Origin of the sequence: Roseateles koreensis, from assembly GCF_028595305.1 — a bacterium.
Lineage (GTDB): Bacteria > Pseudomonadota > Gammaproteobacteria > Burkholderiales > Burkholderiaceae_C > Paucibacter_A > Paucibacter_A koreensis.
In genome coordinates this window covers 213,733-231,741 of sequence record NZ_JAQQXS010000003.1, presented here as the reverse complement: position 1 = coordinate 231,741, position 18,009 = coordinate 213,733, and the positions used below count along the sequence as shown (strand labels likewise).

The 18,009-nt window shown below is 63.2% G+C and carries 17 protein-coding genes; 11 read left to right on the top strand and 6 right to left on the bottom strand.

Features of this window, described 5'->3' with window-relative positions; translation table 11 throughout:
• Positions 1-9 precede the first annotated feature (9 nt).
• Genes PRZ01_RS04510 through PRZ01_RS04495 form a run of 4 tightly spaced genes read left to right on the top strand, consistent with a single transcriptional unit; the run spans position 10 to position 4,041 of the window.
• Positions 10-834, top strand: a complete 825-nt coding sequence (locus PRZ01_RS04510) for a PilN domain-containing protein (RefSeq protein WP_273595563.1) — start codon at positions 10-12, stop codon at positions 832-834.
• The gene (locus tag PRZ01_RS04505) at positions 831-1,616 is read left to right on the top strand and encodes a hypothetical protein (protein WP_273595562.1); all 786 of its coding nucleotides are present in this window, start codon (positions 831-833) and stop codon (positions 1,614-1,616) included. Before PRZ01_RS04510 ends, PRZ01_RS04505 begins: the two co-directional genes overlap by 4 nt.
• Complete coding sequence (locus PRZ01_RS04500) at positions 1,613-2,140, top strand: hypothetical protein (RefSeq protein ID WP_273595561.1); 528 nt, start codon at positions 1,613-1,615, stop codon at positions 2,138-2,140. The genes PRZ01_RS04505 and PRZ01_RS04500 overlap by 4 nt, the downstream gene beginning before the upstream one ends.
• Before the next feature lie 29 nt (positions 2,141-2,169).
• On the top strand, positions 2,170-4,041 hold the full coding sequence (locus PRZ01_RS04495) for a pilus (MSHA type) biogenesis protein MshL (RefSeq protein ID WP_273595560.1): 1,872 nt from the start codon (positions 2,170-2,172) through the stop codon (positions 4,039-4,041).
• Between the two features lie 25 nt (positions 4,042-4,066).
• Here the strand turns inward: PRZ01_RS04495 and PRZ01_RS04490 are convergent, their stop codons facing one another.
• Both PRZ01_RS04490 and PRZ01_RS04485 read right to left on the bottom strand, forming a co-directional pair.
• Positions 4,067-4,939 carry a DMT family transporter gene (locus tag PRZ01_RS04490; protein ID WP_273595559.1) on the bottom strand — a complete coding sequence of 291 codons (873 nt, stop codon included), beginning with the start codon at positions 4,937-4,939 and terminating at the stop codon, positions 4,067-4,069.
• 119 nt (positions 4,940-5,058) lie between these two features.
• Positions 5,059-6,039, bottom strand: a complete 981-nt coding sequence (locus PRZ01_RS04485; RefSeq protein ID WP_273595558.1) for an AlkA N-terminal domain-containing protein — start codon at positions 6,037-6,039, stop codon at positions 5,059-5,061.
• A gap of 230 nt (positions 6,040-6,269) precedes the next feature.
• Between PRZ01_RS04485 and PRZ01_RS04480 the strand changes: the two genes are divergently transcribed.
• Entirely contained in the window at positions 6,270-7,658 is a 1,389-nt protein-coding gene (locus tag PRZ01_RS04480) for a phosphomannomutase/phosphoglucomutase (protein WP_273595557.1), read from the top strand.
• Between the two features lie 14 nt (positions 7,659-7,672).
• A complete protein-coding gene (locus PRZ01_RS04475; protein WP_273595556.1) occupies positions 7,673-9,004 on the top strand; it encodes a 3-deoxy-D-manno-octulosonic acid transferase in 1,332 nt (443 codons plus the stop codon).
• 92 nt (positions 9,005-9,096) lie between these two features.
• Here PRZ01_RS04475 and PRZ01_RS04470 read toward each other — a convergent pair whose 3' ends face one another.
• The 4 genes from PRZ01_RS04470 to PRZ01_RS04455 all read right to left on the bottom strand — a co-directional run bounded on the left by PRZ01_RS04470 (position 9,097) and on the right by PRZ01_RS04455 (position 13,054).
• Complete coding sequence (locus tag PRZ01_RS04470; protein ID WP_273595555.1) at positions 9,097-10,239, bottom strand: branched-chain amino acid ABC transporter substrate-binding protein; 1,143 nt, start codon at positions 10,237-10,239, stop codon at positions 9,097-9,099.
• A gap of 289 nt (positions 10,240-10,528) precedes the next feature.
• A complete protein-coding gene (locus PRZ01_RS04465; RefSeq protein WP_273595554.1) occupies positions 10,529-11,140 on the bottom strand; it encodes a hypothetical protein in 612 nt (203 codons plus the stop codon).
• The gene (locus tag PRZ01_RS04460; RefSeq protein WP_273595553.1) at positions 11,137-11,568 is read right to left on the bottom strand and encodes a DNA polymerase III subunit chi; all 432 of its coding nucleotides are present in this window, start codon (positions 11,566-11,568) and stop codon (positions 11,137-11,139) included. The genes PRZ01_RS04465 and PRZ01_RS04460 overlap by 4 nt, the downstream gene beginning before the upstream one ends.
• 16 nt (positions 11,569-11,584) lie before the next feature.
• A complete protein-coding gene (locus PRZ01_RS04455; RefSeq protein WP_273595552.1) occupies positions 11,585-13,054 on the bottom strand; it encodes a leucyl aminopeptidase in 1,470 nt (489 codons plus the stop codon).
• 28 nt (positions 13,055-13,082) lie between these two features.
• On the opposite strand from PRZ01_RS04455, the gene lptF reads away from it, so the two are divergent.
• The 5 genes from lptF to PRZ01_RS04430 are packed head-to-tail and all read left to right on the top strand — an operon-like array spanning position 13,083 to position 17,979.
• On the top strand, positions 13,083-14,186 hold the full coding sequence (gene lptF / locus PRZ01_RS04450) for an LPS export ABC transporter permease LptF (protein WP_273595551.1): 1,104 nt from the start codon (positions 13,083-13,085) through the stop codon (positions 14,184-14,186).
• A complete protein-coding gene (gene lptG / locus PRZ01_RS04445) occupies positions 14,144-15,337 on the top strand; it encodes an LPS export ABC transporter permease LptG (RefSeq protein ID WP_338111451.1) in 1,194 nt (397 codons plus the stop codon). The genes lptF and lptG overlap by 43 nt, the downstream gene beginning before the upstream one ends.
• 26 nt (positions 15,338-15,363) lie before the next feature.
• Positions 15,364-15,834 carry a sirohydrochlorin chelatase gene (locus PRZ01_RS04440; RefSeq protein ID WP_273595549.1) on the top strand — a complete coding sequence of 157 codons (471 nt, stop codon included), beginning with the start codon at positions 15,364-15,366 and terminating at the stop codon, positions 15,832-15,834.
• Entirely contained in the window at positions 15,831-16,775 is a 945-nt protein-coding gene (locus PRZ01_RS04435; RefSeq protein ID WP_273595548.1) for a CysB family HTH-type transcriptional regulator, read from the top strand. The genes PRZ01_RS04440 and PRZ01_RS04435 overlap by 4 nt, the downstream gene beginning before the upstream one ends.
• A 13-nt stretch (positions 16,776-16,788) precedes the next feature.
• Positions 16,789-17,979, top strand: coding sequence for a pyridoxal phosphate-dependent aminotransferase (locus PRZ01_RS04430; protein WP_273595547.1), 1,191 nt, complete (start codon positions 16,789-16,791; stop codon positions 17,977-17,979).
• The last annotated feature ends 30 nt before the right edge of the window (positions 17,980-18,009 follow it).

Below are 18,009 nucleotides of genomic sequence, written 5' to 3'. Positions count from 1 at the left end.
CCGCACACCATGGCTCAGCAAATCAATCTACTCACCCCCATCCTGCTGGCGCCCAAGCGCTATTTTTCGACTGTGGCCATGCTGCAAGCCCTGGGCTTGTTGCTGCTCGCCGTGGGGGGCTTGTGCCTCTGGATGACATGGCAAGGGCGTCAAGCCCGCAACGATTTCGCACAGGCGCAAGCGCGCGGCGCCACTGAATTGCAAACGCTCACCCAGGCCCTAACCACCCTCCCCGCGCCACTGGACCCCAAGCAGATGGCTCAGCAATTGAGCCAACTCGATAGCACTAACCAAGACTTGCTGTTGACGTTGACAATTCTGCGCGGCGGTCTGGCACCGGAGGGTTGGCGCCACTCTGATCTGCTCACGGCCTTGGCGCAAACCGTGCCCGGTCAAGTTTGGCTGGGCTCCCTGCGCTGGGCCCCGGGCCACTTGTCCTTGACGGGTGCCACGCTGGACCCGAGCGAGTTGCGCACTTGGTTGGAGCGCCTGGCGGGCAAGCCCCTGCTGGCGGGCCTGCAACTGGCCACGGTGAAGATTGAAAAATGGAGTGAGGACGGCCCGCCGCCCAGCGAACAAACAAACGATCCCAATGGCGCGACGCCGAGTTCATGGCGAGTCACCAGCACGCCCAAGCCGCGCCCCGGCTTGAGCGTATGGTCATTTCGAGTGGTGAGTGAATTGCCACCCGGCGCCAACTCAGCCGCGCTGGGCTTGAACATGCCGCTCCTGGGCGGCTTGCCCGCGTCAGTGGGGCCGGCGATGCCTGCGCCTAACGCCGCACTTGGCAACACCCCTAACGCCAAGTCACCCGCTACCAGAGGTGCGCCATGAAACCCGCACGCCCGAACACGCGCCAACGTTGGCAGGCCACAGCCCGGCGGATTGATGCGCTGAGCCTGCGTGAACGCGTTTTCATGTTTCTGTGCCTAGCCGCCCTGCTGATCGCCGCCGCAGACAGCCTGGTGATCACTCCCGTGAAACTGGAAGCGCAAACGCAGGCCAAGGCCCAACTCAAACAGAACGAAGATCTGAAAGTACTGCGCGCCCAGTTCACTGCCAGCGCCGAACTACTCTCCCAACCCGGTGCCCCGGGTACCGGCGATGAAAGCGCCCGACTCAAGGCTCGGCTGGCCCAGGCCTTGCAGCAACAAGGGCAGCTCCGCATGGCCGTGGATGCCGGGTTCAAAAACATGAGCCAGGGCCAGTCTCAAACGCCGCTGTCGGATCTTTTGCCCACCCTTCTCAAACAACACGAGCGGCTCAGCCTGATCAAGCTGCTCAGCTTGCCCGAAGGCATGGGGCCCGCGCAATTCGTTCGCACGGAAGCTCACAACACCACCCCGCAAATCGCAGCAACAGCGGCACCCGCTGCGCCGCCCGGCCCGTCAACACCTGCATCCGGGGCACCCGTAGCCGCCGGCGGGCTTGCGCTGGAGTGGCAAGGGCTTGAAATGCAAATTGCCGGCGACTATCTCGACCAACTGCGCTACCTGCGCCACCTGGAACAAGCCTTGCCCCATCTGCACTGGGGTGAATTGCGCGTCTGGTCACAAGGTGACGGCAAGCCGGTGCTGCTTCAGGTGCAAGTCTTTTTGCCCAAGGCGCATCGATGAAAAGGCCCGCCGTGAACTGGATCAACGCAGTGCCTGCCGGGCCCTCGCTGGCACGAACGCTAACGCTGGCGCTAACACTCTCAATGCTGCCGCAACTGGCCTTGGCGCAAACGGTGGCTGGCATGCCCGACGCTGCTGCAAGCGCACGAAGCCCTGAGGCCCTGCGCGACCCGAGCGCTTGGCCGGCAGCCGTGAAAACGCCCGCCAACGCCGCAGCTGACGGCTCTGTCACCGACCCGGCCCTGCGGCTGCAGCAAATTGTCGTCAAAGACGGACGGGCCTACGTCGTGGCCAATGGTCGGCTGTGGCCGGTGGGTGCCAAGCTGGGCGATGCCACCATCGTGCGCATCGAAGAATCCGCCGTGTGGCTGAAAGACAGCAGCGGTACCCGGCGTGAAAGCCTCTATCCCGGCATCGAAAAGCGGGCTGCGGCCGATCTATCGGTGCCACGCACCAAGCCGCCGCACAAATACACGTCGAACACAACAACAAAAGCCGGCGTCCCCCGCCAGGAGGCCCCATGAAATCCAGGCGTCACTCTTTCCGTTCAGCCATGCAAACTCTTGCCCCGACCGCCCGCCTCCTGCCTTGGGCCCTGGTCGCCCTGCTCGCCGCCTGCGCGGACAAACCGCTGCAACTCGCCCAACCTCGGGCGGAGCTGCGCAAAGAATTGGACGGCGCTGCGGCCGCCAACCAGCGTGCCGCCGAGCGCCCGACAAGCACGCCCGCCAACGCCCCCACGGGTGCCTCAGCCAACGCCCCAGCTTCATCGCCTGCGGCTGAAACACCCGCAGCGCGCCCCCCCGCCCCCGCGCCTGAACCGCGCTTTGACCTGATCGTCAACGGCGCGCCGGTGCGCGATGTGTTTTTGTCGCTGGTCACCGAAACCCGCTACAGCATGATGGTGCACCCCGCGATCACGGGCACCTTGTCGGTCACGCTTAAAGGCATCACCCTGCATGAGGCCCTGGAGTCGCTGCGCGACGTTTACGGTTACGACTACAAGATCGACGGTCGTCGCATCACCGTGTTCCCGCCCTCGATGCAGACCCGCGTTTTTACTGTCAATTACCTCCAGCATCAACGAGTTGGCCGCAGCGAATTGCGGGTCAGCTCTGGCGCCGGCCAGAGTTCCACCGGCAGCAGCACGCCCACGACCGGCAATGTCAGCAACGGCAGCAATACCGGAAATGGCAGCAATAGCGGTCAATCTCAGCAGCACGACAGCGCGCAAATCTCGACCAGCACCCGCAACGACTTCTGGGCCGACACCACTGCGGCACTGCGTGCCCTGGTGGGCACCGAAGGCGGCCGCAACGTGATTGCCAGCCCGCAGGCAGGCACCATCGCCGTGCGTGCCATGCCGGACGAAATGCGCAATATCGAAGCCTTTTTGCGCAGCACCAAATTGTCGGTCGAGCGGCAGGTGATGCTGGAAGCCAAGATCGTCGAGGTCGAATTGCGCGAAGGCTACCAAAGCGGTGTGGACTGGTCGGTGCTGGGCAAGAACGGCGCCATCGGCCAAACCAGCGTGAACCCATCAACCCCCACAGGGGTCAGCACCCTCATCAATCCACTGGTCAGCAACACCAACGGCCTGCCCGTGCTCTCCACCGCCACCCAGAGCCCGGCATGGCCCGACTTGATTCCCATGACTTCGGCCGGCAATGGTGCGTTCGGCCTGGCCTTGTCCAAAGGCGGCTTTCAGGGCTTGATCAGCTTTCTTGAAAGCCATGGCGACACGCAAATCCTGTCCAGCCCGCGCGTCGCAACGCTCAACAATCAAAAGGCGGTGCTGAAGGTTGGCTCCGACGATTACTACATCACCGGCATCACCAGCGGCACCAACACCGCCAGTTCCAGCACCAGCAGCAGCACCACCAATAACGTCATTCCGACACTGACGCTAACGCCCTTCTTCTCCGGCATCTCGCTCGACGTCACCCCGCAGATCGACGAGGAGAACATGGTCACGCTGCACATCCACCCAGCGGTGACCTCGGTGACGGAAAAGGTCAAGCAAATTGACCTGGGTACCTTGGGCAGCTTCCGCCTGCCGCTGGCCTCCAACAGCATGAATGAAACGGACACCGTGGTGCGCATTCCAGACGGCTTCATCGTCGCCATTGGCGGCTTGATGCAGTCTGAGTCGTCCCGCAAGGGCTCGGGCCTGCCGGGCTCTGACAGCAACCCTGTCACGTCCACCCTGTTCGGCAACCGTGCCAACAGCGGTCGCAAGCGTGAACTGATCGTGCTGATCAAGCCCAGCATCATCCAAACTGCGCAAGACTGGGAGCAGCACAACCGTGCCGCCTCACAGGCCCTGGAAGACATGGACGACAAGGCCCGCCGGGTCATCACGCTCAACGGTAATAGCAACAGCAACAGCAACGCCGAAGCCACGGTACCGGCCGCCCGGCATTGAGTACACGTTGGCGGTATGAAAGCCGTCAGGCGGCCGGGCGCCTGATCAGGCCCAACGCCAAGGCGGTGCCCAACAACACGACTGCGCAGCCCAGAGCCATCTGCAGGGTGAACAACTCACCCAGGAACAAATAGGCCCACAGCACCGCAAAGACCGGAATCAGGAAGGTCACCGCAATGGTATTGGTGGGCCCGATGCGGCTCATCAGGCGAAAGTACAACAGGTACGCCAGGGCCGAGCACAGCACGCCCAGCGCGGTCACGCCCACCCAGGCCTGCAGGCTCGGCAGCGTGGCCGGCCAAAGATAGACGGCTGGGCCGGCCAAGATCAAAGCTCCGAACACTTGGCTGCCGGTGGCCACGGTCAGCGGTTTGATGTGCACCGTGTACTTTTTGCTGAAGTTGGCCGCCAGCCCATAGCAGAAGGTCGCGGCCAGGCACGCCGCCAACGCCCAACCACTGCCGCCGGGCTTGAACGAAGCTTTGTCCCAGGCCAGAAACAGTACGCCGGCAAAACCCAACAACAGGCCCAAGGCACGCAGGCCCGACAGGCCCTGCCGCAGCCAGGCCCAGGCGATGAGCGCCCCCCACAAGGGCGTAGTGGCGTTGAGAATGCTGGACAGCCCCGCAGTGATGGCCAAAGCCGCGTAGCTGAACAAGGCAAAAGGAATGGCGCTGTTCAACAGGCCAATCACCATCAGCGGCAACCAGGCCTGGCGCAATTCACCCATGCCCTGGCGCAGCGCCAGCAACGGCAGCAGGGCGGCGCTCGCGATGCCCATGCGCACGGCCGCCATGGCCACCGGCCCGAAGTCGTGGACTCCCAGCCGCATGAACAAAAATGACGCGCCCCAGATGGCGGCCAGAACAATCAACTCAATCAGGTCTGCAGGTTTCATGAACAGCATTCAAAACACAGGGCGTCAGCATACTGTGCCTGAAGGGGGCGGCCAGTCGACCCGCTTCTTGTGCAAAGAGCAGGCGGCCAAGCCATGCAAAGTAACGGTTAGTTCACACGTCAATCGTCGTGACCTGCCAGCGCCTCGATACCCAGCGCAGCAGCCCGCCACAAGCTCAGCACGGCATAACTCCGGTAGGGCCGGTAGGCTTGCGCTGCCTGCAGATAGTCTTTGGCGCTGAGAGGCCCTGCCTGAGCAACGCTCAATTGGCGCAGCAAGACCACGTCCTTGGGTGGAAATGCATCGGGCCAGGACCACCCTCGCATCAGCATGTAGTGCGCGGTCCAGGGCCCGATGCCCTTGACGGTTTGCAGTTCTTGCAACGCCAGTGAGAGGGTTTGCGCGTCGGGCTCAGCGGCGCTACAAAGCTCAGTCTGGGAGTAACGCAGCTGTGGCCAGCGTTGCGCCAAACTCACCAGACAATCCGCACGCTGGCGAATGATGCCCAGCGCCGCAATGCAAGAGGGATCCAGGACCGCAATGGCCGTGGGCTCGGGAAACAGCCGCAAGGGCGCCACGCTCGCCCACGCCGGCGGCAGCGCCTCATCCAGAGGCTGCCCGAAGGCCTGCACGAACCGGTGCCCCAGCGTCCGCGCGGCAAGCACCGTCACCTGCTGCCCGAGCACCGCGCGCACGGCCAATTCGAATCGATCCATGCACCCCGCCAGGCGCAGGCCTGGGGCGATCTTCGCCAAAGGCCCCAAATTTGCCATGATGGCTTGCGGCTGCGCGTCCAGGTCCAGCCAGCGCCGCACGGCGGGCACCAGCAGCGCGCGGTGCATGAACAAGCCCTCCGAACATTGAAATTCCACGGCATGCTCAGCCGGCTTGAAGCTGAGCTGAATCCAGCCATGATAGGACTGACCCACCGCATCTCGCCCCTGCACGCTGCGCAAAATGCGGGCGCCGACCGGGTCCACCTGCTCCACGCCCGCAATCGCACGGTCTGACAAGAATTTCAGCAAGGCCTCGATGTGATACGGCGGCTGGTAGGCGAGCCGTAACGGCGTGTTGAATGCGGGGGCGATAGCTTGTGGCATGGGCGCCGATGATAGGCCGCCCGGGCTCGGCGAGCGCCAGGCGCGCCGCCAAACAGGTGGCGCGGAGGCGCTGATCTGGCATGAATGCCACGATGAAATCAAAATGAAGCACCGATGAAACCCGGCGTCAGCATCCGATGTCAAAAGGGCTGCATACAATCCGGCCCATTCTGCGCCGTACTTGAGCGCACGCTCATCGAATTTCAGCGAAACCCATTTCTGGAGAACCCATGCAAGTTCAAGCCTCCGCCTTCAAGGCCTATGACATTCGCGGCGTCGTCGGCGCAGCCTTGACCGAAGACGTGGCCGAACATCTGGGGCGTGCCTTTGGCACCGAGGCCCGCAAGCTCGGCGAGAAGGCCGTGGCCGTGGGCCGCGATGGCCGACTCTCCGGCCCCAGCCTGAGCGCCGCCCTGATCCGCGGCTTGCAATCAACCGGCCTGGATGTCGTCGACCTCGGCACCGTCACCACCCCCATGCTGTACTACGTCGCCGCCACGCGCGCCAAGCACGGCTGCCGCAGCGGCATCATGGTGACCGGTAGCCACAACCCCAAGGACTACAACGGCTTCAAGATGGTGCTCAAGGGTGCTGCGGTGTTCGGCGAACAGATTCAAGACTTGCGCCGTCGCATCGAGGCCGAGGACTACATCACCGGCGCCGGCCGCAGCGCCAAGATGGATGTGGTGCCCGAGTACATGCACCGCATCGTCAAAGACTGCAAACTCAAGCGCCGCATGAAGATCGTGGTGGACAGCGGCAACGGCATTCCCGGCGCCACCGCGCCCGCGATTTTGCGCGCCCTGGGCTGTGAGGTGATCGACATCTACTCCAAGGTGGATGGCGACTTCCCCAATCATCACCCCGATCCTTCACGCCCCGAAAACCTGGAAGACCTGAAGCGCATCGTCCACGCCTGCGACGCCGAACTGGGCCTGGCTTTCGACGGCGATGGCGACCGCCTGGGCGTGGTCACCAAAGACGGCGAGATGATCATGCCTGACCGCCAGATCATGCTATTCGCCGCCGACATCCTCAAGCGCAAGCCGGGTGCGGAAATCATCTTCGACGTGAAGTGCACCCAACGTCTGGCCCCGTGGATCGTGCAGCACGGTGGCAAACCGCTGATGTGGAAAACCGGCCACTCCTTTGCCAAGGCCAAGCTGCGCGAAACCGGCGCCCCGCTGGCTGGCGAGCTGTCGGGCCACATCTTCTTCAAAGAACGCTGGTACGGCTTTGACGATGCCATGTACTCGGCCGCACGCCTGCTGGAAATTCTCAGCCGCCACCCCGACCCCAGTGCCGTGCTGAATGCCCTGCCCACCAGTTTCAACACCCCCGAGATCAACGTGCCTTGCGCAGAAGGCGAGCAACACTCGGTGGTGGCGCAAATGCTGGAGCAAGCGCAGTTCCCGGGCTCGCTTGAGGTGGTAACCATTGACGGCCTGCGCGTGGAATACGCCGACGGCTTCGGCTTGGTGCGCGCCTCCAACACCACGCCGGTGCTGGTTTTACGGTTTGAAGGGCACACGCCGGAAGCGCTTGAGCGCATCCAGCACGATGTGCTGGCGCAATTGAAGCGCGTCAAGCCCGACGCCACCTTCGCGGCAGGCCATTGAAGCCACGGCGCAGCTTGGCCGAAGGGCTCAGCCTCTGGGCCTATTCAACGGCGCTGCGCCTATTGACGCCCGCCTACCTGCTGCGTTTGTGGCGGCGCGGTGGTGCGGAGCCTCTGTATCGCCAGCATCTCGCCGAGCGTTTGGGGCGTTATGACACGCCCGCACCGGCCCGTGGCTGGCTGTGGATCCACGCGGTATCGCTGGGTGAGACACGGGCCGCCGCCGCCTTGCTGGACGCCTTGCGCGCCCGCGAGCCACAGTTGCGCGTACTGCTGACCCACAGCACCGCCACCGGGCGCGAGGCCGGCGCCGCCCTGCTGAAGGCCGGCGACGCGCAGGCTTGGTTGCCCTACGACACACCGGGTGCCGTGCAGGGCTTTCTCCGCCACTGGCAGCCACGCCTGGGTGTGCTGATGGAAACCGAAGTGTGGCCGAGCCTGCAAGCCGCCTGCGCGGCGCTCAACATCCCGATGGTGTTGGCCAATGCTCGCTTGTCCGCACGCAGCCTGCGGCGAGGCCTGCGCTTCGGCGCCTTGCTTCGGCCTGCCGCCCAGTCGCTTCGCCTTGCGCTGGCGCAGACTGAGGCCGATGCCCAGCGACTGCAGCAGGCCGGCGCCCCGGCCGTGCAGGTCATGGGTAATCTCAAATTCGACATGGCAGTTGACCCTGCCCTGCTGGCCCGAGGTCGCGCCTGGAAGCAAAGCTTGCGCAAGCCCGTGTTGATGCTGGCTGTGAGTCGCGATGGCGAAGAGGCTGCCCTGCTCCAAGCCTGGAAGGCACAGACGACGGCCACGTCGCACGCCCAGATGCCGCCCCAGCCTCAGCCCTTACCCCTGCTGCTGCTGGTACCGCGCCACCCGCAGCGTTTTGACGAAGTGGCGGCCCTGGTCGCCAATGCCGGGCTGCGCCTCGCCCGGCGAAGTGCCTGGGCAACTCGCCCCGACGATCAGCCCAGCGATGATGACCTCGAAGCACAAGTCTGGCTGGGCGACTCGATGCGCGAAATGGCCCTGTACTACGGCTTGGCCGACGTCGCCCTGCTGGGGGGCAGCTTTGCACCCCTGGGCGGCCAAAACCTGATTGAAGCCGCCGCTTGCGGCTGCCCGGTGGTGATGGGGCCCCATACCTTCAATTTCACCGAAGCCTCGGCACTGGCCGAAGAAGCCGGCGCGGCCCACCGCGTGGCCGATCTGCCCGCCGGCCTCGACACAGCACTGCAGTTGTGCCGGGACACCCCCGCCCGCCAAGCCATGGCGGCCACCGCCTTGCAATTTGCGACCCAGCATCGCGGTGCGGCCGATCGCATGGCTGCGGTCATCTTGGGCGTCGAGGGTCAGCGGCGTTGAGCCGTTCTCGACGGGTCAACAAAGCCTGGCACGCCGAATAAAAAAAGCCCGCCGAAGCGGGCTTTCGAGGCTGAAAAAGCCCTTGCGGTGACTCACCGAACCACGGCCATTTCGGAGCGAGCACCACCCTTGTAGGTGTACATGGTCAGCGCGCCATTCTTGATGTCGCCCTTGTTGTCGAAGCTGATCACGCCTGTGACGCCCTTGAAGCCTTCGGTCTTGGCCAGCACCGGCAGGTACTTGGCTGGCTCAGCGGAACCGGCCTTGACCATGGCGGCAGCCATCACGTTGACAGCGTCATACACATAGGGTGCATAGACCTGCACTTCAAGCTTGTACTGCTCCTTGAACTTGGCCTTGAAGGCTTCCATGTCCTTCTTGCCCGCGCCTTCGACGCCACCGGCTTCGGCGCAGATGACTTGGTCATCGGCCATGGTGCCTGCAGCCAACTCAGGCAGTGCAGCGGTGCAGATGCCATCGCCGCCCATGAACTTGGCCACGATGCCGAGTTGCTTCATTTGGCGCAGCATCGGGCCGGCCACGGCGTCCATGCCGCCAAAGAAGATCACGTCGGGCTTTTTACCCTTCAAGCTGGTCAGGATGGCGGAGAAGTCCGTGGCTTTGTCGTTGGTGAATTCACGACCCACGACCTTGCCGCCGGCCGCCTTGACGCCCTTTTCAAACTCATCAGCCACGCCTTGGCCGTAAGCGGTGCGATCGTCGATGACGGCGATGGACTTGCCCTTCACCTGCGTCACCGCATACTTGCCCAGGGTGCCACCCAGATGCACGTCGTCAGCCACCACGCGGAACGCGGTCTTGTAGCCGTTGCGGGTGAACTTGGGGTTGGTCGCCGACGGCGAGATTTGAGGAATACCAGCGTCGAAATAAATCTTCGAAGCGGGGATGGTGGTGCCGGAGTTCAGGTGGCCGATCACACCGTTGACCTTGGAGTCGACCAACTTTTGCGCGGCAGCGGTGCCTTGCTTCGGATCGCCAGCGTCGTCTTCAGCCAGCAGTTCAAACTTCGCCTTCTTGCCACCGATCATCACGCCTTTGGCGTTCAGTTCGTTGATGGCCATACGGGCGCCCAACTCGTTGTCTTTGCCCAGGTGGGCGATGGCGCCGCTGGTGGGGCCGACGTGACCGATTTTGACCACGACTTCTTGCGACATCGCCGCAGCGCCCGACAGCAGCGCGATAGCGCCAACTACAACGTTCAATTTAATTTGCATGAATTACCTCCGAGTTGGAAGAAGGAGAGCTGTGTTTTTGTTGAGTGTTCAACCCCTCGAACATACCGCAAATTGGCCCCATGCAGATAGGGGGTTAGTCAGGAAAACGCGCTTGCAACATACGCCAAATGGCGTAGAGCAACAGCGGATTGAGAATGCAGGCGCAACGCGCCGCAACCTGCATAAAACAAGGGCAGCAAGTCAGCAGGACGACTCTTCTGCTGGCGTGTCAGACAGCGGTGTTCCGGCTGGGCCAACGATGAGGTCAAGGGCCGAGCCGCCGATAAGGCTAACTGCTGGACTGCGCGTCAGTGTTGCCGCCATCTTGCAGGGTTTGATTCAAGCTCGCCAGCACCTCGGCTTCGAGACGGGCCTTGAGCTGAACGCGCAAGGCCGCCAAGGCACTCTCCAGCACCTCGGGCAGCACCTTGTCTAAGGCTGCGGCAACCGCGACTACAACGGCGTCGGCGACGGCTTGCTGCGCTGCCATGGGCTGCTGCACAACGGGTCGGGGCGGGGGCGACCTCAATCCCAAAATCAAGTCGGGTTCACGGGGCTGCGGCGCCGGGTTTGACGGCGGCGACAGCGGCAGCCCGGTGGCGGCGGTCCGAGCCAATGCCGGAGGAAACAAGGGGCGAGGCGGCTCGTCCAGATCTTCAGCCGTCAGCGGCGTTGTTGACGCGATTGACGGTGCCGGCAAGGCCGGCAAAGCAGCCTCGAAGGTGATGGGGTCGGACAAGTCCGGCACATCGTCAGGTGTTATATCGACCGGAAGGTCCAGCAGCAAATCCACCGATGATTCCACCGGCGAATCCGCAGCCATCGAGGGCCGAACGCCCAACTCCCCGGGCTCCACCACTTCTGTCAGGGTGGGCACCATGCGAGGCATCGACGCGCTCATGCAGCCACCTTGTGGTGCGTTACCGCAAAACCCAAGGCCTCGTATTGCTTGAAACGTCGGCGCCCGGCCTGCACTTGGGCGGGGTCTTGCGACACCACCTCCAGCACACGCTCGAATTGATCGAAGCCCTCGGGCACATCCGGGCCGATGTTCAGCAGCAATTCACGGTGCGGCAGGGATTGGGCATGCTCGGTCAACAAGATGGGTGTGCGTTCAGCCACCACGCCCTCAGCACCCAGGCGACCGTGCGGAACAAACTCGGCCGGCTCGAAATCCCATAACTTTGCGTCAAGACGCAGCAGCAGGGACTCCGGTCCGCAAACCCCCACACGCGAGCCCGCCCGTTGCGCCTTGCGCAGCAGGCGACACAGGTACAGCAAGCGCTCGGGCATGCCCGTATAAAAACTGACCTGGGTCGCGACTGTCATCGGCTAACTTCGAAAATCAACGCGCTTGCGACAGCACGAAATGGGTCAGCAAGCCCACCGGACGGCCCGTGCCGCCCTTGGCTGCGCCGCCCTTCCAGGCAGTACCGGCGATGTCCAGATGGCCCCAGCGGTAGCTGCCGGCAAAGCGCTGCAAGAACTTCGCCGCGGTGATGGAGCCGCCTTCACGGCCACCCACATTGGCCACGTCGGCAAAGTTGCTCTTCAAGCCTTCGTCGTACTCTTCGTCCAGGGGCATGCGCCAGCAGGGGTCCAGCGCGGCTTCACCGGCGGCACTCAGGGCCGCCGCCAACGCGTCGTCGCTGGCGTACATGCCGCTGCGCACACCGCCCAGGGCGATCACGCAAGCGCCGGTCAGCGTGGCCACGTCCACCACCACCGCGGGCTTGAAGCGCTCGGCATAAGTCAGGGCATCGCACAAGATGAGGCGGCCTTCAGCGTCGGTGTTGAGAATCTCGATGGTCTGGCCCGACATCGACGTCACCACATCGCCCGGCTTGAGTGCGCGTGCGCTGGGCATGTTCTCGCAAGCCGCGATCAGCACCACCAGATTGAGCTTGGGCTTGAGTTCAGCCACCGCGCGCAAGGTACCCAGCACGCTGGCCGCGCCCCCCATGTCGAACTTCATCTCGTCCATGCCGGCACCTGGCTTCAAGGAGATGCCGCCGGAATCAAAGGTAATGCCCTTGCCCACCAGCACCACCGGCGCCACCGATTTGGCTGCGCCCTCGTAGCGGGCCACGATGAAACGCAGTGGCTCGTCAGAGCCTTGTGCCACGGAGAGGAAGGAGCCCATGCCCAGCTTCTCGACCGCCTTCTTGTCCAGCACTTCCACCTTGATGCCATGGCTCTTGCTCAGCGCCAAAGCCTGCTCGCCCAGATAGGTGGGCGTGGCGTAATTGCCCGGACGGTTGGCACATTCGCGCGCCAGCTCGATACCGGCGCCAATCGCCTTGCCACGGGCCAAACCCGCTTTGATGTCAGCCGCGTCGTCTTTGTCGCACAGCAAGGTCAGCCTGCTCAGCTTGGCGGCAGCCGGCGCGCTGGGCTTGGTGTGGCGGTAAACGTACACCGAATCTTCCGCGCCCAGCACGACTTGCTCGGCCAGGCTCTCCACGGTGTCTTCAGCCCCTTCAAAACCTGCGAAAGCCACTGCAGCATGCGCGACGCCGCGGCCCTTCAACTGAGCCAGTGCAGCTTGCAGCGCGGTGCGCGCACTCTTCAAACTGGCCTTGCCCGCCGCCGCCAGCACCAGGCGGGTGGCCTTGACATCGGCGGGGCGCTGCAGCAGCAGAGTCTTGCCCGCCTTGAACTCGAAGTCCCCGAGCTTGACCGCATCTTTGACCAGGGCGCTCACGGTGGCGTCGAGATTGGCCGTCAGCCCTTCACCGCCCAGCACCACGATCAAGGCATCGGCATTGACGCCGGCCAGTGCGTCGAGGGACGCAGTTTGTGTACGAAAGTCCATAATGTCGCCGAATAGATAAAGTGACCGAATGTTATTCGATTCCACCGTACGCCGAGAGTTGGCTCGCAGCTTCGGCGTGACCCTTGTGGTCATCCTCACCATCGTCCTGACCATCATGCTGATCCAGACCCTGGGTCGGGCAGCTGGAGGCAATGTCGCGCCTCAAGATGTCATGCTGCTGATGGCCTACGCGTCTCTGGTGCATCTGCCGACCATGTTGTCGCTGTCCATGTTCATCGCCGTCGTGGCGTCGCTGGGGCGCATGTACCGGGAGACGGAGATGACCATCTGGTTCGCCAGCGGCATCGGGCTGGCGCGCTTCGTGCGCCCGGTGTTGCGAATGGCCGCCCCGGTGATTGCGCTCGTCGTGGTGCTGGACCTGCTGCTATGGCCCTGGGGCAATCAAAACAGTACCTTGCTGCTGGAGCGCTTTCAAAAGCGCAGTGACCTGTCACGCGTGACGCCGGGCCAGTTCCAGACCTCGCGCGACGGCAACAGCACCTTCTTCATCGACCGCGACAGCGCAGATGGGCGCACCGGCCGCAATGTCTTTATCCTCACCCAACGGGGTGACAGCGAGGCCGTGACCACCTCGGCCAAAGGCCAGATCGAACTGGAAGGCGACGACCGCTTTCTGGTGCTGGACCACGGCCAGCGCAACGAGAGCAACAGCGCAACCGGCGAAAAGAGCTTGGCGCAATTTTCTGAATACAAGGTGCTGGCGGACAGCCAAACCCTGCGCAATGCCGATCAATTGCCACCCAATGCGCTCTACACCCCTGATCTGTTTCGCAACCCCAACCCCAAAAACAATGCGGAATTGACTTGGCGCTTCGGCATGATTTTGGCCAGCTTCAATATGGTGATGCTGGGGATCGGCCTGTCCGCCAGCAATCCGCGCCGGGCCAATAACTGGAACCTGCTGTTCGCCATGCTGGCCGCCGTGGTCTATTTCAATGTGATCAATTTGAGCCAGGCCTGGGTGGCCAGCTCACGCATGTCGGCGCCGCAAGCCTTGTTGACCGTACACGGGAGCGCCCTGGCGCTGGCGCTGGCGCTGATGTGGTTGCGTGACCAAGGCAACCGCCTGTGTCTGCCCAAATTCCGCAAAAAGTCGGAGCAAGCCCTTTGAGAACCGTCAGACGCCTCCTCTACCGCGACATCATGGGGTCTGTCCTCTTCGTGTCGGCGGCCTTTCTTTCGCTCTTTTACTTCATCGATTTCGTCGACGAGTTGGAGCGCATGACCCGCATCGGCGCCGGTGCCGCCCGTGCGGCCCTCTTGTCGCTGATGGTCTTGCCGGGCCACCTTTATGAGTTGATGCCCATTGCGGTATTGATCGGCAGCATTTTTTCGCTGGCGCGCATGGCGCAATCCAGTGAGTTCACCATTCTGCGCACCGGCGGCCTGGGGCCGCGGCGCGCGCTGGCCTTGCTGGCCACCTTGGCGCTCGGCTTCGCGGCGCTGACGTTTTTGGTTGGCGACTATATGGCGCCCTATTTCGACAAACAGGCCGACACCATGCGTGCGCGCCTGTCGGGCCATCTGGCAGACAGCAGCCGCGGCGCTTGGCTGAAAGAGCGCAAAACGGTCGATGGCCATGATCGCAGCTACGCCATCCATGTGGGGCAAGCCTCGGCCTCTGGGCAATTGCAGCAAGTGCGGATTTTTGAATTCAATGCGCAAGGCGGCCTGCTGTCTCGCACTGAAGCCACCAGCGCCACGGTGGACGGGCGAGGCCAATGGTTGCTCTCGGACGTGCAACGTACCGACTGGTTGAACGCCGCCGAAAACAGCGCCGGTGCGGTCGGGGGGCCCACGGCCGAGCAGCACACCGACGCGCCGGTCGTCTTTCAAACCCGCTTGAACAGCCTGGTCTGGAGCAGCAGCCTGCACGCCGGTGTGGTGGCCGCAGCCTTGTTGCCCACGGTGGCGATGTCTACCATCGAGTTGTACCGTTATACCGAGCATTTATCGGCACAGGAGCAGTCGGCGCAGGCCCAGAACATTGCTTTCTGGCGCAAGGCGTTCTACCCCTTTGCCTGCTTTGTGATGGTGGCCTTGGCCCTGCCCTTCGCCTATTTGCACGGCCGCTCCGGGGGGATCAGCTTGAAGGTGTTTGGCGGCATCATGCTGGGGATCAGTTTTGTGCTCCTGAACAATGTGGCGGGCCATATGGGCATCTTGAACAACTGGACGCCCTGGATCGTGGCCGCATCGCCAAGCCTGGCCTATCTGGGTCTTTCCCTGGCGGCGTTTGGTTGGCTTGTGCGTTACCGCTGACAAACCCATTTTCTCTTCCCTCATTGATGCCAACACCTACCTCGCCCATGGACGGACTTCTTCTTTTTGCCCATGGTGCCCGCGACCCGCTGTGGGCGCGCCCCTTTCATGAGGTGGCGGCCCGGATTTCGGCCAGCCGCCCCGATCTGCCCATGCGCCTGGCTTATCTCGAATTCATGAGCCCGACGCTGGAAGACGCCGCCCACGATCTGGCCGCTCAGGGCTGCACCCGGGTTCACATCGTGCCGATGTTTCTGGGAACGGGTGGTCACGTGCGGCGCGACATTCCGCCTTTGATCGAACGCCTTCAGCATCATTTCGGTGCCCAGGTTGAATGGCTGCTGCATCCCTCGCTGGGCGACCAAGACCGCGTTCTGCAGGCCATGACGGCGGCCAGCCTCGACTGGCTGGACAGCAGCGCGCCGCCCGCACCGGCAACACCAGTCGAGCGCCAGCAAGACAATCTGCCCCGCGATCCAGGTGAGGTAAGCACATGAACCTGCATCAGTTCCGCTTCGTACAGGAGGCCGCCCGGCGCAACCTCAATCTCACCGAGACCGCCAAAGCCTTGTTCACCTCGCAGCCCGGGGTCTCCAAGGCGATTCTGGAGCTTGAAGAAGAGCTGGGCGTGGACATCTTCACCCGCCACGGCAAACGCCTTCGCCGCATCACCGAGCCGGGCCAGCAGGTCTTGGCCTCCATTGAAATCATCATGCGCGAGGTGAGCAATCTCAAGCGCATCGGTGAAGAGTATTCCAAGCAAGACAACGGCACGCTGTCCATCGCCACCACCCACACACAAGCACGTTATGTGCTCCCCGGCCCGGTGGCCCAACTGCGTCGCCAATTACCCCAGGTACGCGTGAGCCTGCATCAAGGCAACCCCGAACAGGTTGTGCGCTGGTTGCTGGATGACAGTGCCGATGTCGGTCTGGCCACCGAGTCCCTGGCCCAGATTGACGAGTTGGTCACCCTGCCCTGCTATGAATGGCAGCATGTGCTGGTGGTGCCGAGCGATCACCCTCTGGCGAGTGTCGAGCGCGTCAGCTTGGAACAATTGGCGGCTGAGCCCATCGTCACCTACCACCCGACCTTTACGGGACGCACGCGCATCGACCGAGCTTTCGCGGCCCGCCATCTGCAGCCCAATATCGTGCTCGAAGCGATCGACTCGGACGTGATCAAAACCTATGTCCGGCTGGGCATGGGCTTAGGGATCGTCGCCGAAATGGCGGTGCGTGAAGACCCGGCAGGCGGCGATCTGGTGTCGCGCCCCTTGGGGCACCTCTTCGGCCAGAACGTCACGCGCATCGCGTTCAAGCGTGGTGCTTATCTGCGCAATTATGTCTACACCTTTGCCGAGTTGCTGTCCGACCGGCTGAACCGCCATCTCCTTGAGCGCGCCATGACCGGCGACACCACCGACTACAGCCTCTAACGCGCTTTCTGCCGTGACAAATTTCAAGCCTCCCGCGCTCACCAGCCGCTTGCCCCAGGTCGGCACCACCATCTTCAGCACCATGTCGGCCCTGGCGCAGCAGCACGGCGCGGTGAATCTGGGTCAGGGGTTTCCGGACTTCGACTGCGACCCCGCACTGATCGAGGCCGTCCACACCGCAATGCTGGCTGGGCATAACCAATATCCCCAGATGACCGGCGTGCCGGTCTTGCGTGAAGCCATTGCGGCCAAACTGGCCGCGCTGTACGGGCACAGCTACAACGCCGACAGCGAAATCACCGTCACCGCAGGCGCCACGCAGGCCATTTTCACGGCCATCCTGGCCCTTGTGCACCCAGGTGATGAGGTCATCATCCTAGAGCCCTGCTACGACAGCTATGCGCCCAATATTGAGCTTGCCGGCGGTGTAGTCAAACGCGTGCCCCTGGACACCCAAACGTTTCGACCCGACTTCAACCGCATCCAAGCGGCCATCGGCCCGCGTACGCGCGCCATCGTGATCAACACGCCGCACAACCCGAGCGGCACGGTCTGGAGCGAATCAGAAATGCAGTGCCTGACCGCCTTGCTGCGTGACACCGCCGTGTGGGTGATCAGCGACGAGGTGTACGAGCACATGGTGTTTGACAGGGCAGCGCACCAGAGCGTTGCCCGCTTCCCGGAGTTGGCCGCGCGCAGCGTCATCGTCTCAAGCTTCGGCAAGACCTATCACGTTACCGGTTGGAAGGTCGGTTATGTGGCCGCCCCGGCACCGCTGACCCGCGAATTTCGCAAGGTGCATCAGTTCAATGTATTCACCGTCAACACGCCCATGCAGCACGGCATCGCCCGCTACATGCAGTCGCCGCAGCCCTATCTGGATCTGCCGGCGTTCTACCAGCGTAAGCGCGACCTGTTTCGCGCTGGCCTGGCGGGCACGCGGCTCCGAATGCTGCCGTGCGAAGGCAGCTATTTCCAGTGCGTGGACATTAGCGAGGTTGAAGCATTTGCCCAGGCCGGGCGCCAGGGCGACCAGGCATTTTGCGAGTGGCTGACCACGGAGATAGGCGTGGCCGCCATTCCGCTCTCCGCGTTCAGCTCACCAGCGCAGGGGATGCTGGCCACGCAAAATATTGTGCGTTTTTGTTTTGCCAAGCAAGACGCCACGCTGACCCGCGCACTGCAGTCCTTGCGCGATCTTTGATCACACGGCAGGGCTTCCCTGAATTACTGA